The organism is Cyanobium sp. Cruz-8D1, from assembly GCF_024345975.1.
Classification (GTDB): Bacteria; Cyanobacteriota; Cyanobacteriia; order PCC-6307; family Cyanobiaceae; genus Cyanobium.
Genome location: NZ_JAGQCD010000019.1, coordinates 1 through 15,187, shown reverse-complemented (window position 1 = coordinate 15,187; position 15,187 = coordinate 1). Strand labels below are relative to the sequence as shown.

Sequence of the window (15,187 nt, the reverse complement as noted above, 5' to 3'; positions counted from 1 at the left end):
TCTGAGCTCCCTGGAAAAGGCGCTGGGCTGGTTGCTTCCTCCCCCTGCCTCTACCGGATAGGCCAACGGAAATCATCCATCTCTTCTCGACTAACACCACCCCCCACATCAGCCATGGCCACCTCAGACCTCACCACTCTCGAGATGCTCCTGCAGGATTGGCGAGAGCTCCTGAGCCTGTGGGCGCAGAACGGCACCCTCACGCGTGCGGCTCAGGAGGCATTGCAGCTGGAGGGGGAGCCGGAGAAGCTGCGTGAGCTTGTGGGGGAATGGAGCCAAGGCGACTTCAGAAACCTTCCGCCGGTGGTGTTGCTGCCAGCCAGTGCCATGCCAGGTGCTGCAGGGGCTTATGCGATCAGCACAGGCACGATTTATCTGAACCAGGATTGGCTGAAGATCGTTAGTTGGGAGCAGGCGACCGCGATTCTGACTGAAGAGCTAGGACATCACCTTGATGGGATGTTCAATAGCATGGACACACCAGGGGACGAGGGAGAGCTTTTCGCAATCCGGCTCCACAGACTTGGATTAAATGCCGAACAATACACTCGGCTCATGGTGGAGAACGACTTTTTCTTCACCATGGGGGGTGACGGATTGCTGTCTCTGGAGGCATCCGCCTTGTGGACAAGACCAGTCGCTTCGAATGTTCCAGTTGTTGCCACCTTCTATGAAAGGTTTGCAGATTATAATGGCGATCGAATTCTAGATCAACACAATGGACTCGACTTTGACGCCGCAATAGGTGCACCAATTTATGCATCAAGAAGTGGCCTCGTCAGAATAAGGCCGTTCATGGCCAATGGATACGGAAACTATATTGATATTGATCACGGGGACGGTTTTATATCCCGGTATGCGCATCTTGACAGATTTTCGGTCGCCAACGGCTCTAATGTTACTCAAGGGCAAAAGATTGGAGAGATGGGCAATACTGGCTTCGTTATAAAGGGGCCGGGAGGAGATGGATCACATCTTCATTTTGAGATCAGAAACAATAACGTGCCTCTAGATCCTCTTCCACTAATTACGGGATCTGCCCCGCCGCTAAATCCGCCTCCACCTGCGGCCACAGACGCACGCCTTGTGCTACCGATTTTTGATCCAGCCTATTACCTGGCAACCTATACCGACGTAAGAAATGCCTACGGCGCTTCCAATCATGATGGGGCGAGTTCACACTGGCTGCAATTTGGAATCAACGAAGGGCGGCGTGGCTCTTTAGTATTTGATCCCAAGGACTATCTCCAGAGATATCAGGATGTCGCCAACGCTTACGGCACCACAAACTACGCCGGAGCAATCAGCCATTGGCTGGAATGGGGCCTGAAATATGGCCGTAGAGGCTCACAAGAGTTTGACCCCATCTACTATATGGCTGCCCACCCCGACGTGGAGGCAGCCTATGGAGTCATGAACTTCAGCGGCGCCATCAGTCATTACTACCAATGGGGGAAGCCCGGCGGTTGGTACGGCTCAGAGTGGATCACCGACCAAAATGCGTTTCAGCTTTGGTACTACCTCAATAATAATGCAGACGTCAAAGCTGTCACTGCAAATGCCAACCAAGAAGTGGAGGCAACTCGCCATTGGTATTTCATTGGCATCAATGAAGGGAGAAGAGGATCAGCCAAACTTGACTCAAAGTTTTATCTTGCCAACAATCCAGATGTAAGAGCAGCCTATGGCGATGGAAATTACCGTGGGGCAATAGATCATTATCTCCTCTTCGGGAAACAGGCCGGAAGGACAGGAGCCAATGACACACCTCGCACCCTATCCATCAGCGACGCAAATGCAAGCGAGGGAAACAATGGCATAAGAGAGATTTCCTTTGTTGTCTCGCTTAACATTGTCAGTGGTGAAACTGTTGCTGTCAATTTCAACACTTCCAACGGCACTGCAGCGAGTGGCAGTGACTACTCGGCGTCGAGTGGCTCATTGAGCTTCGCGCCTGGCGAAACGTCCAAGACAGTTGTTGTACAGATCAATGGTGATTCAACTCATGAGGGTGATGAAACATTGTATGTGAATCTTTCGGGAGCGTCGAATGCTGCCATCAGCCGCAGCCAAGCAGTTGGAACAATCTTAAATGATGATCCCGCTAATAATACTCCCACAGCCCTTGGCATCTCAGTCAACAGCTTCAACGAAAACATCGCTGCTGGTTCCACCGTCGCAAACCTGACCACGACGGACCCCGATGCTGGCAACACCTTCTCCTACAGCCTCGTTTCCGGCATCGGAGACACCGACAACAACGCCTTCTCCATAGCAGGCAACCAGCTTTCGATCAAGTCATCCCCTGATTTCGAGGCGAAGAGCTCCTACAGCATCCGCGTCCGTAGCACCGATCAAGGCGGGCTCTCGTTCGAGCGGGCGGTGATCTTCAATGTGATCGATGTAAATGAGCCTGTTATCACTTTATCCATTTCGCCGACCTCGGTTACAGAAGATGGCACCAGCAATCTGGTATACACCTTCTCCCGAACAGGAGCCACTACCACTGCCCTGACGGTGAATTACACGGTGGGTGGCACAGCAACGCTCGGCACCGACTACACCGGCATTGCAGCCACGCCAGCTGTCAAGACGGTGATCTTTGCGGCCAACTCCTCCACCGCCAAGGTGACGGTCGATCCAACAGCGGACACCACCATTGAGGCGAATGAAACCGTAGCGCTGACCCTTGCCACAGGCACGGGTTACAGCATCAGCTCCACCGCAGCAGTAGTGGGGACGATCATCAATGACGACATTCCCACCACCACGACAGCCATAACTGCCGTCAATGACAACGTTGGTCTGATCCAGGGCGTTGTTGCTGCTGGCGCTCGCACTGACGACACCACACCAACCATCACCGGCACCATTAGCGCGGCACTGGCTGCTGGTGAAACCCTGCGCATCTTTAACGGCGCCACCCTGCTAGGTAGTGCCACGGTCAACAACACCAACAGAACCTGGAGCTATATCCCCACCCTGCCTGCTTCTGCTGGAACCACCTACAACATCACCGCACGGGTGGCTGATGCCGCCGGCAATCTCGGCACGGCGTCTGCTGTTCGCTCCTTCATTGTTGATACCACTGCACCGGCCACCGCCGCCGCGATCACTCGCGTGAGCGACAACGTTGGGCTGATCAAAGGCAACGTGGCCGCTGCTGGTCGCACCGATGACCGTACCCCCACCATCACCGGCACCATCGGCGCTGCTCTGGCTGCTGGTGAAACGCTACGCATTTTTAACGGCAACACCTTGCTGGGCAGCGCCACCGTCAATAACACCAACAGGACTTGGAGCTATACACCCACCCTGCCCGCCACCGCTGGCACTAATTACCGAATCAACGCACGGGTGGCTGATGCCGCCGGCAATCTCGGCACGGCGTCTGCTGTTCGCTCCTTCATTCTTGATACCACTGCACCGGCCACCGCCGCCGCGATCACTCGCGTGAGCGACAACGTTGGGCTGATCAAAGGCAACGTGGCCGCTGCTGGTCGCACCGATGACCGTACCCCCACCATCACCGGCACCATCGGCGCTGCTCTGGCTGCTGGTGAAACGCTACGCATTTTTAACGGCAACACCTTGCTGGGCAGCGCCACCGTCAATAACACCAACAGGACTTGGAGCTATACACCCACCCTGCCTGCTTCTGCTGGAACCACCTACAACATCACCGCACGGGTGGCTGATGCCGCCGGCAATCTCGGCACGGCGTCTGTGGCGCGCAGCTTCGTTCTTGATACCACTGCTCCATCGGTGGCGGCCTTCTCGCCCCTCGACGGGGCTATCGGTGTCGACCCTGCCGCCAACATCCTGCTCACGTTCCGGGAAACCATTCAGCGCGGCACCGGCACGATTCAGTTGCGGGTTGGCTCGGCCACTGGACCTATCACGGAAAGCTTTGAGGCCGCCACCAGCAACAGGCTCAGCCTCAGCGGCGGCCGCCTCACAATTAACCCCACCAGCAACCTGGCACCCAACACCCGCTACTTCCTCACCCTGCCGGCCGGGTCCATCACCGATCAGGTGGGCAACCCCTTTGCTGGCACCAGCACGTACGACTTCCGCAGCGCCAATGTCGTTTCTGGCGGTCCCGCCAACGACATCCTTTCCTTCTCCGCCACCGTTGATCGCCTCACGGGCTTGGGCGGTGTCGACACGTTCCGTCTCACCTCCCTCAGCCATTCCCGGTTGCCAGCCAGTCCAACCACGCCCATCGATCGGATCACCGATCTGGTCACCGGCGTCGATCGCATTGATGCGCCGGTGGTGCGCAACCTCGCCCAGGCGCTGAATCCCGTGGCAAGGGGCTCCATCTCTCAGCTCAGCGCCAGCGCGATCACGGCCCTGCTTACTCCTGCCAATTTCCCCGCCCTCACCGCCACCTCCACTGGCGGCGTGGCCAGCTTCTCCTTCAACGATCCGGCCAACGGTGTGCGCACTTTCCTGGCGATCAATGATGACATCGCTGGCTTCTCCGCCGCCAGCGATGCCATCATTGAGATCACTGGCTTCACTGGAAACCTCTCTCAATTGCAGGTGTTCTGAGCCTGAAGTTTGCGATTCTTCTCCCAGCATGCGTATCTTTTCCTCGTTGCTGTGACGCAAATTAAATTCCACCGAATCAGCCACTCAAATGGCTTGATTGTATTATATACGTTGACACCAAATATTCAACTGGGCTTCATGCGGTTATCCGTCTAGCCAGGCCTGGTCAGAAACAATATAAGCTCCAGTTGCCACATTCACTCGCAGACTTCTTCAAGTGCCAAGCTGTCCTGAAACTTCTTAATCCTGGCCTAAACGTTGCTCATGTCTGCGGGGTCCTAGTGCGTCCGAAGCCACCTATCGTTGTTGCCATTGCTACAAGATGGAATGGAAGCACCTGAGACTTGGTGACAATTGGCCTGACCAATAGAGCACCTGCACCACAGTTTTCTCTTGATGGTCTTACCCCAGCCCCGGCTGCAGGACCAAATCCTCTTTTTGACGGCAGAAAGCGCCATCGGCTGAAGCGGGCGTAGCCATGACAATCGGAGCAAGCCCTCCCGCTCCCAGGCGCTACCGGTCCATCCGCGACAGCGCTGCTCCACCCAGCAGCGCAAGCAGCAGCTTGAGAGTGGAATCAAAGCCGCCCTGAAGCTGCTCCAGCGTGCCGGGGCACACCTGCCCGACAGGGCGGCCATCGAGCGCCCGCTGACCGCAGACCCCAGCAGCAAGGGAATAGATCAGCAGCTGGGTGCCGATTACCACCGCCAGGATCTTGAAGACGAACCGCTCACGGTCGAACGGCGGCTTGGGCGGGCGGGGTGCTGGGTTGGCTTGCATTGGTGCTCCTCCCCTGCGATCAGGCCCCAGTGGGCGGCAGCACCAGCGCGCCGCTCTGCACCAATCCCCAGACCCTCAGGGCCTCCGCCTGGCGGCGCTCGGTGTGGGGCGTGCCTGGCCTGAAGTAGCCCTGAGCCTCTGCAGCCGAACCGGTCCAGTAGGCCGCTGCCTCTGCTGGATCCATGCAGGAGGGGCGGTCCTCAAATACCCGGGTCCAACCGATCAGCGAGCCCTCGGGCGGATCGTGCATGCCGGCGTACTCCTCCGCGAAGTACAGCTCCTGCCAGCCGTTGCTGTTGGGCTCCATCCCCTCAGCGATGGCCTGGAGCCGGGCAGCGTCGTAGGCGGTGCGGCGGACGCCCGTGTACTGCATGGCCCCGCGGCCGGCGCCGCTGCCTGCTTCCACCACGTCGAGGTTCTCCAGCTCCGGCTCGCCGGTCTCGACCACCATGCAGCCGAGGAAGCCGCAGGCCTCCTCGGCCGTGAGCGGCTGGATGACGCCCAGGCTGGCCTCGGTGACGGCGCTGCTGCAGAAGAAGTCCAGCCAGTGCTGCAGGTTGGCGTGGGCCAGGGATGGCTGCCCAGAGGTGCATCCCCCTGGGGCCTGGCCCGGCGTCACTTTTTTTCCTGGAACACCCCGACATACACCGTGCCCTGGCGGTACAGGGGCAGCACGCGATCACGCAGATCGGCGTTGTGGATGCGGATGCACCCAAGCGTGGGATGTAGCGGCTGCTGCGGTGCCCAGGCCATGGGCCAGCCGCAGGCCGATCCACCGCCGTGGAGCATGATCCCGGCCCGGCCAACGGCCACCTCCTGGCCCTCCATCTCCTCCATATCGAAGGAGTACCAGCCGTAGGCCATGGCGGTATCGGAACAGGGCGGATTCTGGTTCTGCTCGTAGTCCGCATAGAGCCGCCCGAGCTTGTAAAGCCCAGGTGGGGTGTCGGTTTTGGTATGGCTCCAGTCGGTGTCCGCCCTCTGCCCCCGGGCCAGGCAGGGAACCTTCCAGAGGATCTGGCCGGTGTGGTCGTAGGCCTCCATGTCCTCGTCCCAGTCGTTCACCAGCAGGTAGCTATCGCCGGGTTTGACCGGTGCCGGCTTCTGCGGCCCGACCATGCCGACCTCTTCTGAGCCGCGGGGATCGAGCCCACCGGCGGGAGCAGGCGTCTCTTCGCTGTAGGTGAGCGCCCAGGGGGCCTGCTCATCGAGTATCTCTGCGCCCTTGTCGCTGCTTCTGATTGCGGCATGTAGATCAAGAACGCCTCGCTGCTGCTGGGCCTGGCCTTTGAAATAGCGGAAGCGATCGGCAAACCGCTCGGCGCTCATCGGGGTGGTCATGGGATGGGGCCCGCCATTGCAAGAGCGGTTGGGTTCAGGATCTCAACTACACGGACGTGGCTCAAGAGTCCGGTCGGGACATCCTTCGGGTCCGCTCCTTCCCCTTCTGCTGATCAGGTCCCCCTGGGCCAGAGCAGCCCGGTAGCGGGTCGCGTCGGTCCGCCTCCCGTTTCACCGCCACCTCCTCCGGTTCCTCCTCCCCCGCCGCCGGAGCCGGAGAGCAGCGGACCCTGCTGCGGGTGGTGACGTGCGCCCACTGCACTCATGGGCGGGAAGTTGCGGATGAAGTCTGCCGTGCCCGTCACCAGCTGCCAGCCCTGAGGGGGAAGGCTGCTGATGAAATGCAGCTCGTTGCACTCACGCCAATGGCTGAGGGTCAGGGGTGAGCTCCAGGGACTGCTCTGGTTGTGGCCAGTGCCTGCTGGCACCCACAACCACACATCCCGCTCGCTGGAGCGCTGCCCCAGCTGCAGCATCACCCCATCGGGGCGGGTGACCTTGCCGAAATGGGTGCTGGCGCCGCGGATGGTTGTGGAGCCGATGAACAGCGGCGCCGGCAGCTCGATCAGCGGCGGCGGGGTATCGAAGAGCCCCTGGGCCTGCAGCACGAAGTCGTAGTGGCCCAGGGCGATGCCGCTGCGCAGCTGGTGCCCGTTGGCAGTGATGCTTGAGCTGATCGCTGAGGGCAGACCGCCAAAGCGATCGCCGGAATAGCCGAGCAGCACCACCTGCCCGTAAAACTGCTTGTCGGTCTTGGGGAAGACGGCGATCGAGTTCCAGCCCGTGGTGCCCGGGCTCTTGTAAAGGGCATGGCAGCTGTCGCGGTGCAGCGCGTCGTTGCCGCCGGTGGTCTTGAGGGCCCAGCAGAAGAACTCCTTGCCGGGGGTGGTGTCCTGGGCGATCAGCAGGATCGCGCCGATAGAAGTAGCCCCGGCGAGGGTGCTGTCGATGTAGGCCAGGCCGGTGCTGTTGCCGGTGGAGCTGCTGTAGGAGCCGTAGCCGCCGTTGCTGGTGGTGTCTGAGAAAGTGATGGCCTTGGCACTCCCGAAGACCGCACTGCTGCTCGATTGGGTGTCGCCCTGGGATGTGGTGCTCTCGGTGAGGAACCACAGGTGGGCCGGTTCAACGGGATGGCCCAGCTGCCAGGTGAACCCCCAGCGATTGGCGGTGGCATCGGCGTGGGAGCGGATCACCGAGAGGGGCGAGCTGGTGTTGCCGGGCAACGCGTTCACGGTTGCAGCAAAGGCGCGGAAGGCCCCGTCGAGCTGCATGCCGATCGAAGCCGGATCCTTGCTGGTCCACTTCCAGCTGCCCGGCGGGAAGGACTGGCAGAACACCTGAAAGGTCATGCCGCCGTACCTCCCTCGCCCCCTTGTGGGGCGGGTGCGTCTTTGGTGCGGAGCAGCAGGCCGTGGCCGCCGATCGCCAGCCACTCGCTACCATCAGGTGGCTTGTAGTAGCTCATCGCTGCGCTGCTCACGTTGAGGGCCGCGAAGTCGGGCGGCAACAGCAGCGGCTCCCAGAACTGGGCCGGTTCGTTGGCGCTCTCGTAGTAGCTCCAGTCGGTGGTGGCGAGCACCAGTTCCGCCGGCCGGCGGATCATCACCGGTGCCATGAAACCGTCACGCAGCAAGGAGCGGGATCCAGAAGGCTGGCCGGAGCGAGCGTTCCAGCTCACGGCCCGCAACGCGTCAAAGGTGGTGGAGGGAGGCGTGCCCGCCAGGATCCAGTTGCCGGAGACCTGATCGCGGGCGATCAGCAGCGGCACCGCCTGCCTGTTCGTGAAGCGGTGCTGGCTGTAGGCGAAGACGAAGTATTCAGCTCCCGGCGCCAGCGACCAGGCAACCTGCGCGTTGAAGGGCAGTGGTGTGGTGCTCCAGTCACCGGAGGCCCAGCCCACGGTGGCTGAGGGATAGATCCAGCCCTGCTCGTTGTCGGCGCCGACGAATGGCTCGCTGTTGCCGATGCCGGGCATGATCCGCAGGCTGGTGCCGGTAAGGAACACCTCGAGGATCAGCACCGCCGGATTGCCGCCCGGTGTGAGCTGCGACAGGGTCGCCTCGATGCGCCAGCCGCAGGGATCGCTGGCGGTGGACTCGGGGTTGGGCGCGGTGGCGATGCGCAGCTGGTGCTGGCTCACCTGGGCGTTGGCCGCCGCAATCCAGTTCTGCAGGTAGCCATTCACCTCCACCGCCACCGATGGCCAGGTGGTGTCAGTGCCGAGGCGGCTGATGTCGATCAGGGTCCGGCTGCTCATCGGGTTGGCCTCATCTCAAGGCGCCAGCACGACGGCGGTCACGGTCACGGCGATGGCGGCCTGGCTGGTGCCGGTGTTGCGCACCAGCGCCCGCAGCAGTGGCGGGCTGTTCGGGGCCGAGGCTCCATCGGCAGAGAAGTAGGTACCGCCCGGCGGCGCGGTGACCGTGAGAGCAGAAGCCGTGGTGACCAGATCGAGCAGCACGCCGCTGCTTGGCGCCGGGTCCTGGGTGATGGGCCGGCTGCCATCGGCCTCCCGCGCCGCCGCTGAGCTGTAGAAGCTCACCCAGCCCGGCGCATCGGTGCTCACGGCCAGGAAATGGCCCAGCCGCCCCAGGCCCGCCAGATCGAGCAGGGCACTGGCCCCCGGCAGCAGTGGCGTGGTGGTGTGGGTCACGCTCACCTGCTGGCCGGGGACCTGGGTGCGCGGCAGCCAGTTGGCCATAGCTGTGTGCCCTGCCGCTTACGGCAGGACCTCGATGCGGCGGATCGCCCGCACCTGGGTGCCGGATGCACCCGTCTTGTTCGCAGCGAACTGATCGCCCATGTAGGTCATCCGCTGGAAGGCGGTCCCGCTGGCGGCCTGGGTGGAGGTCCAGTGGAAGAAGGAATCGTCGCCGTAGTTCTCGTCGAAGTGCTTGAGCGACTCAGCACCGCCGTCGCGGAAGGCGAGCACCGCGGTCTGGGGCGGATTGCTGTCGGTGTAGTTGCCGCCCTGGGGCACCGCGTAGGGGTTGGCGCCATAGCCCTCCCCGAAGTAGGTGCCATTGGCGGTCGCATCCGTCTTGAACGCCCGGTAGAGGATGTCCCACTCCTGGGTGGCGGGCAGATACCAGTCGTCGTAGTTGCCGATCGAGAGCGAGCGGCAGAACTGCGCCGCCGGGTGGCTGGCGTTGTTCATCGCCTCGCTGTTCGCCCAGCCATCGAACACGCTCGTGGTGCCGGTGGACGAGGTGTTGGCCGTCTTCCAGGCCAGGTTGAGCGCCGAGCCAAAGGCCTTGGGCGAAATGATCAGGGCATGGGTGGCCACGCCATTGGCGGTGTGGCTGATCAGACCGGCGTAGTAGCCGCCCTGGAAGGAGCTGCCGATGGCCGGCAGATCAGCCACGCGGATCGGGCCGAGCTGAAAGACGGTGCCGGTGAGCAGGTCGAGGTAGAGGTCGCCATCGACGGCGCCGGGGATCGAGGAAGGCGGTGCACCGGTGCCGGTGAACCAGCCCGTGCCGCGGGGACCGATCAGGCCATCAGAGCCAGCAGGGCCCTGGATCCCTTGCGGACCTTGAGGGCCGGCCGGTCCTTGGGGACCAGCAGCACCAGCGGGGCCCGCCACACCGGCAGGACCCTGGGGACCCTGGATCGAGCCGCCGTCCACCCAGCTGCTGCTCTCGCTATCCCAGACCCGCAGCGAGTCATCGGCTTGGACGATGTAGGCATCGCCCTGGTCCGGGTTGGAAGGCAGGTTGGCGATGGCCGCCACCGATCCCTTGAAGTTGATGCCGATGCCGGCCGGGCCCTGGATGCCCTGGGCGCCGGCAGGGCCAGCCGGACCAGAGGGGCACGCCGGACCTTCCGGTCCCTGCAGCCCGGCAGGGCCTTGCGCACCCTGGGGACCAGCAGGACCCTGGGGGCCCTGCACACCAGGTGAACCCTGCGGGCCGGCAGGCCCCTCAGGACCGCGGATTGAACCGGTGGAACTCCAGGACCCCATGGCAGCCAGGCAGCGCTGTTCTGCTGGCTATTGCCACGTTCAGTTGGGAGTGGTTCAGGGCTTGGCTGTGAACAGCAGGAGGGTGCGGCCCCGCTCGTCCTGAAGCAGCAGGTTCTGTTTGTCGATGCTCCAGCGCCGCACCCGGCCCAAGGCCTCGCTGTAGCGCCGCTCGAAGGCCATCAGCTCTGGCGGGCAGGCCATCTGGGTGCTGGCCAGCTTGGAAAAGCTGAGCTGCTCGCCGCTGAGGCGAAAGCCGCCCATCAGTCGGTTGCAGCCGCCGCTGCCGCTCACGCGCTCCTGATCACTCGCCAGCAGCAGCTCGGCCGGCTTGCCGGGGGGCTGGCTCAGGCTGGGGCCATCACCGTCCTGCAGTGCCTGGAGTGTCCAAAGGGTGCCGCGCAGGGAAGGAGAAGCCATGGGATGCGGGGCGGGAGTTGGAGTTGTTTTGGCCTGGCCGCAGCCCTGGCCGGGATGCACCCCCACAAAGCGCTCAACCACAAGAGTGCGCTGCGGCGGCCGGCCGGTCTCCATCGAGGGGCGACTGGTGATCAGGCCCTCCAGATTCACCAGCATCGGTTTCCCTGCTGCGCCAGCCGGCAGCGCCTTGAGGTAGGCCCGCTCGAGGGCCCGGAAGTCGCCTTCCATCGCCACCGGCAGCTGGACGCCGGTGGCGCAGAGCCGGATGCTGGCGGCATCGGCGAGGTAGCGGAACATCCCCTGCAGATGCAGGCGGGGCTCGATCGGCGCATAGGCCCCCAGCCGCTGCAGGCGATCCGGCTGGAGTGAGGTGATGGGCTGACCCTGCAGATCGAGCTTTCTCAGGGCGCTGCCGGCGTCAACGGGTTGGAAGAACAGGGGCGCTTCCCGGCCTCCGCGGAGCACCAGCCGGTTGCTGCCGCTCTCCAGCCGCCAGCGGCCGATGTCATCAAAGCTGTTGGGCGCTGGTCGATCCAGAAAGGTCTGGCGCAGCTGGTAGGCGCCATCGCTGGAGAGATCCACCTGCCAGCGCGTGGTGCCGCCGGCATCCGGCAGATCGCCGCGCCAGCTGGCCGGCAGCCGGCCCACCGGTGAGGAGGCCTGGGACGACCGCGGGCCGCCACCCACCTGCACCAGCTGCAGAGTCAGCGGCTGGCTGGGCTCACCGGTGAGCACCGGCGTGATCGTGTCGGTGGTGAACAGCAAGCGCTCGCCGCTGCGCACCGTGGCGCGAACGGAGTAGCGGCCGCGGGGGGTGATGTCCTGGTCGCGGTAGGGGATGGAAAAGCGGAAGGGCGACTGACCAGCAGGCTGCAGCCGCACACGGCCGAGCTCGGTGGCCGGTGCATCGGCGCGGGCGATGTCGATCAGCACAGCCTCGAAGACCGCATCCGGTGGCAGGGCGATCCGCTCCCGGATGGTGGCCATGCCGGTGATGGTGCCCGCGTGCGCTGGGCGGATCAGCATCACGACTGCCAGCAGGGTGGTGGCAGCGATGGCAGTGGTGCGCAGCTGATTCAAGACCGCAACAGCTGGAGGATCTCCCCAGCCTGCTGATTCAGTCCTGCCACCGCAACAGAAGCCCTGGACGCCTTGGCCGGCAGCTCAGCTGAACTGCACGGCCACCGTGAGCGCCTGGGGTGAGCCGCTGATGGCGGCGACATCCAGCCACAGCCAGTGCTCTGCTGGGATCTCTGGGGCCTGAAAGCTGGTGATCGCGCTGCCGGTGGTGGTGCTGGTGACAGTGATCGGATCCGTCGTGGCGGCTGTGCCAGCAGCGGAGACATCGGCGCCATGACGCAGCGAGAAGGAGCAGCTGGGGCTGGTGCCGCCGCTGAGCACCGCATCCACCCGGCTGATGGTCAGGGCCTGGGGTGCCCGCAGCAGGATGCGCCGGTCATTGACCTGGGGGCTGGGCATCGAGAGCACCAGCGGTGTCATCGGCCCTGGCGGGCCGAGCAGCGAGGCGAGCTGACGCCAGGAGAGGGGCATGGAGAGCAGGGGGCGGCGTCACTGGCTCTTGCCAGCGGCCGTGGGCCGGGGTCCCCCAACTCCAAGCGAACTCCTAATCGACGCCAAATTTGGAGTTGCCTTCAGCGCTGCTCCAGGAGCTGGCCGAGTCGCTGGGAAATCAGCTGCAACTGCTTCTGCTGGCGTTGCTGCTGATCTCCACCGGCCCCGGGTGCCCCGACGTCATAAATGGCCAGCAGCAGCCCCTGGCCGCGCCCTGCACTGCTGCAACCCACAGGACAGACCAGGATTACGCCGTTGCTGCCTGCCGGCGAACGCACCGCCAGCGGCAGAGCGCCGGCTTCATCGCTGGCGCACAGGCCCAGGGCAGCGTGGCCGAGGGCCTCGGCCATCTCCACACCCAGCAGCGGTTGCTGTCCCGGCGTCAGAGCCAGCTGGCCATGGCGCCCATCAGCGGCCAGCACGGTGACGCTGCTGCCGCCGTCCCACTGCAGCAGCGCCAGGGTGTGGAGGCCGGAGCGGTTGGCCTCGATCGCCGAGCGCAGCAAGGCCTGGATCTGGGTCTGTCTTGCTACCACCTGCTCCTGCAGGGTGGCGGCGGTGGTGGTGCTCATCCGTTTGGCCAGGTCCGGCTGCAGGGTGATCAGCAGCCAGGCGGTGTAGAGCACCAGGCCCAGCAGCACGATCCGCGAGAGCCGGTAGAGCAGCTGCCAGGGATTGCGGGCATCGAGCACCTCACCCACCGCTTTTTGCAGCGCATCGCTGGTGGCACGGGTGAACACCTCCACCCGTTCGGCCAGGCCCTTATTGGTGTCAGGCACGGCGATCAGGCGGAGAGTTCGTAGACCTGCCCCGACAGGCGGTCCAGGTAGAAGTCCCCCACCGCCGGCGCCGGCTGCAAGGTCGTGGGCGGCGGCCCATCGCCGGAGTACCAGCGGGTGGCGCGGCTGCCGACGCCCGATTCCTGCACCACTGCCAACGCCGGCTCGCCGCTGCTCGGGTCCGGCATGAAGCCAAGGCCCCCATTGGGATGGAGCCGCAGACGCCAGACCACGGCATGGCGGCCGTCGTAGGGCTCGCCAGTGATGCCGCCGCTGGGGATCAGCGGCTGGATCACACCGCCAGTTCCGCCACCGCCATCGCGGTGGTTGAGCAGCTGCTGGGGCGGCACCGGGCAACCCACCAGGGCGACACGGAGGGTGGCGATCAGCATCCCCAGCTGCACCTGCACGGTCACATCGGCCCGCTGGGCATAGACGTGCCGGAGCCGTGGGGCGGTGCGGGAGATGGCAGGCCAGGGGACGACGTTGCTGCTGCCGTCGCCCCAGGTCACCGAGATCGGTGAGGGGATGGTCTGCCGAGGGTTGATCAGCAGCTCGATCGCCGCCGAGCCGATCGGTTCGTTCCAGCGGGTGTCGGCCGGCAGCCAGAACAGCTCCAGGTCATCAGCAGGGATCGGTCCCTTGCGGTAGCCGAGCTCGGCCCAGCGACTGAACTCCATCGGCAGCACCCATTGCTCCACCCCAGGGCAACCGATAGGGGGAAGCAGCCGTACCCTTTGGCCGCCCACGGTTCTGGGTTGCTGGGGCAGGGGGTAGGGCATGGCCAGCAGCTCGGGTGGTTCAGATCAGCGGGTCGTCGAAGAGGTCGTCGGGCAGGGCGGTGAGAGCCAGCTCTGCATCGGGCGATGGATCAACAGCGAGGTCGGGATCTGGATCCGGCTCTGAGCCGCCAGCAGCAGGGGGTTCAGCGTCCTGCTCCTGTTTGCTGAGCTCTTTGCCGCTTGCATCGCTGTCGCTGTTATCGCTGACGGTGCCGGCGCCGGTGTCAGCCGGTTCCACGGGCAGGGCCTCGTCCTTGCGGCGCCGGCCTCGGCGACCGCGGGTTGATGCAGGTTTTGCATCGTCCTGCTCAAGCAGCTCGCCTGCAGGCGCGGCAATGGGTGCCGGCAGCTCTGCTACGGCGACCCCATCTGCTTGAGCTACTGCTGTGGCCTCGGCCCCGGCCACCCGCCAGCCGAGCCCCAGCCAGCCGGGCAGATGCACCGGCCAGACGTAGCGCTCCTGGCTGCCCAGGCGGATGCGCAGCATCCCGGCCGGGAGAGGTCCCTGGGCGGCCATCCCTGTCATCTGTGGTCCTGCCATGGTCAAGCCGGCAGCGTGGCGGTCAGGCCCACCACCATCCCCTCGGGCGTCGAGGGGGTGACGACGGCCTTGGCAAAGCAGAGCGCCGGCAGGTAGGCGTTATCCACATCGGCCGTATCGAGCAGGATGTCGTGGCCGGAGATGTAGGCCTCCACCCGACCGCCCTCCGCCGGCACAGCCACGGTGGCGACGGGGACAAAGGTGCCCATCGTTCCGTCGCGCAGCTCAGGCGCCAGGTGCAGCACCACCGTCACCGCATCGCTGTGGCCGGGGTGGGAGACCAGCAGCGAGAACTGTGACGCGGCATCGAGCTTGGTGTTGAGTTTGACCACCTCACCGCTGCTGAACACCTTCTCGGTGTCGCGGGTGGCGGAACGGTTGGTCCAGCCCACCAGCACCGTGGCGGCATCGAGAAGGGCGTTGGCTTTGAGGCGAGTCATCGGGCGATCTCCAG

14 protein-coding genes are annotated in these 15,187 nt (G+C 64.1%); 1 reads left to right on the top strand and 13 read right to left on the bottom strand.

What is annotated here, in order from left to right; translation table 11 throughout:
* Positions 1 to 114 precede the first annotated feature (114 nt).
* Complete coding sequence (locus KBZ33_RS12390; RefSeq protein ID WP_254954123.1) at positions 115 to 4,557, top strand: peptidoglycan DD-metalloendopeptidase family protein; 4,443 nt, start codon at positions 115 to 117, stop codon at positions 4,555 to 4,557.
* A gap of 513 nt (positions 4,558 to 5,070) precedes the next feature.
* Here KBZ33_RS12390 and KBZ33_RS12385 read toward each other — a convergent pair.
* The 13 genes from KBZ33_RS12385 to KBZ33_RS12325 all read right to left on the bottom strand — a co-directional run.
* Positions 5,071 to 5,337 (bottom strand): hypothetical protein, encoded by a 267-nt coding sequence (locus KBZ33_RS12385; protein WP_254954124.1) that lies wholly within the window; start codon positions 5,335 to 5,337, stop codon positions 5,071 to 5,073.
* Positions 5,338 to 5,356: 19 nt separating this feature from the next.
* Positions 5,357 to 5,956, bottom strand: a complete 600-nt coding sequence (locus KBZ33_RS12380) for a phage tail tip lysozyme (protein ID WP_254954126.1) — start codon at positions 5,954 to 5,956, stop codon at positions 5,357 to 5,359.
* The gene (locus tag KBZ33_RS12375) at positions 5,953 to 6,678 is read right to left on the bottom strand and encodes a L,D-transpeptidase (protein WP_254954128.1); all 726 of its coding nucleotides are present in this window, start codon (positions 6,676 to 6,678) and stop codon (positions 5,953 to 5,955) included. Before KBZ33_RS12375 ends, KBZ33_RS12380 begins: the two co-directional genes overlap by 4 nt.
* A 113-nt stretch (positions 6,679 to 6,791) precedes the next feature.
* Entirely contained in the window at positions 6,792 to 8,027 is a 1,236-nt protein-coding gene (locus KBZ33_RS12370) for a hypothetical protein (protein ID WP_254954129.1), read from the bottom strand.
* The gene (locus tag KBZ33_RS12365; protein WP_254954130.1) at positions 8,024 to 8,935 is read right to left on the bottom strand and encodes a hypothetical protein; all 912 of its coding nucleotides are present in this window, start codon (positions 8,933 to 8,935) and stop codon (positions 8,024 to 8,026) included. The genes KBZ33_RS12370 and KBZ33_RS12365 overlap by 4 nt, the downstream gene beginning before the upstream one ends.
* A gap of 15 nt (positions 8,936 to 8,950) precedes the next feature.
* Positions 8,951 to 9,379: a hypothetical protein gene (locus KBZ33_RS12360; RefSeq protein WP_254954131.1), complete on the bottom strand. Its 429-nt coding sequence runs from the start codon at positions 9,377 to 9,379 to the stop codon at positions 8,951 to 8,953.
* 18 nt (positions 9,380 to 9,397) lie between these two features.
* Positions 9,398 to 10,642, bottom strand: a complete 1,245-nt coding sequence (locus KBZ33_RS12355) for a hypothetical protein (protein ID WP_254954132.1) — start codon at positions 10,640 to 10,642, stop codon at positions 9,398 to 9,400.
* 54 nt (positions 10,643 to 10,696) lie between these two features.
* Positions 10,697 to 12,139 carry an META domain-containing protein gene (locus KBZ33_RS12350; protein WP_254954133.1) on the bottom strand — a complete coding sequence of 481 codons (1,443 nt, stop codon included), beginning with the start codon at positions 12,137 to 12,139 and terminating at the stop codon, positions 10,697 to 10,699.
* An 84-nt stretch (positions 12,140 to 12,223) separates the two neighbouring features.
* Positions 12,224 to 12,610 (bottom strand): hypothetical protein, encoded by a 387-nt coding sequence (locus tag KBZ33_RS12345; protein ID WP_254954134.1) that lies wholly within the window; start codon positions 12,608 to 12,610, stop codon positions 12,224 to 12,226.
* A 101-nt stretch (positions 12,611 to 12,711) separates the two neighbouring features.
* A complete protein-coding gene (locus KBZ33_RS12340) occupies positions 12,712 to 13,410 on the bottom strand; it encodes a hypothetical protein (protein ID WP_254954135.1) in 699 nt (232 codons plus the stop codon).
* Positions 13,411 to 13,415: 5 nt separating this feature from the next.
* Entirely contained in the window at positions 13,416 to 14,192 is a 777-nt protein-coding gene (locus KBZ33_RS12335; RefSeq protein ID WP_254954136.1) for a hypothetical protein, read from the bottom strand.
* Positions 14,193 to 14,211: 19 nt separating this feature from the next.
* The gene (locus KBZ33_RS12330; RefSeq protein ID WP_255011783.1) at positions 14,212 to 14,733 is read right to left on the bottom strand and encodes a hypothetical protein; all 522 of its coding nucleotides are present in this window, start codon (positions 14,731 to 14,733) and stop codon (positions 14,212 to 14,214) included.
* A gap of 2 nt (positions 14,734 to 14,735) precedes the next feature.
* The coding region (locus KBZ33_RS12325) for a hypothetical protein (RefSeq protein ID WP_254954138.1) at positions 14,736 to 15,187 on the bottom strand (452 nt) is incomplete at its 5' end.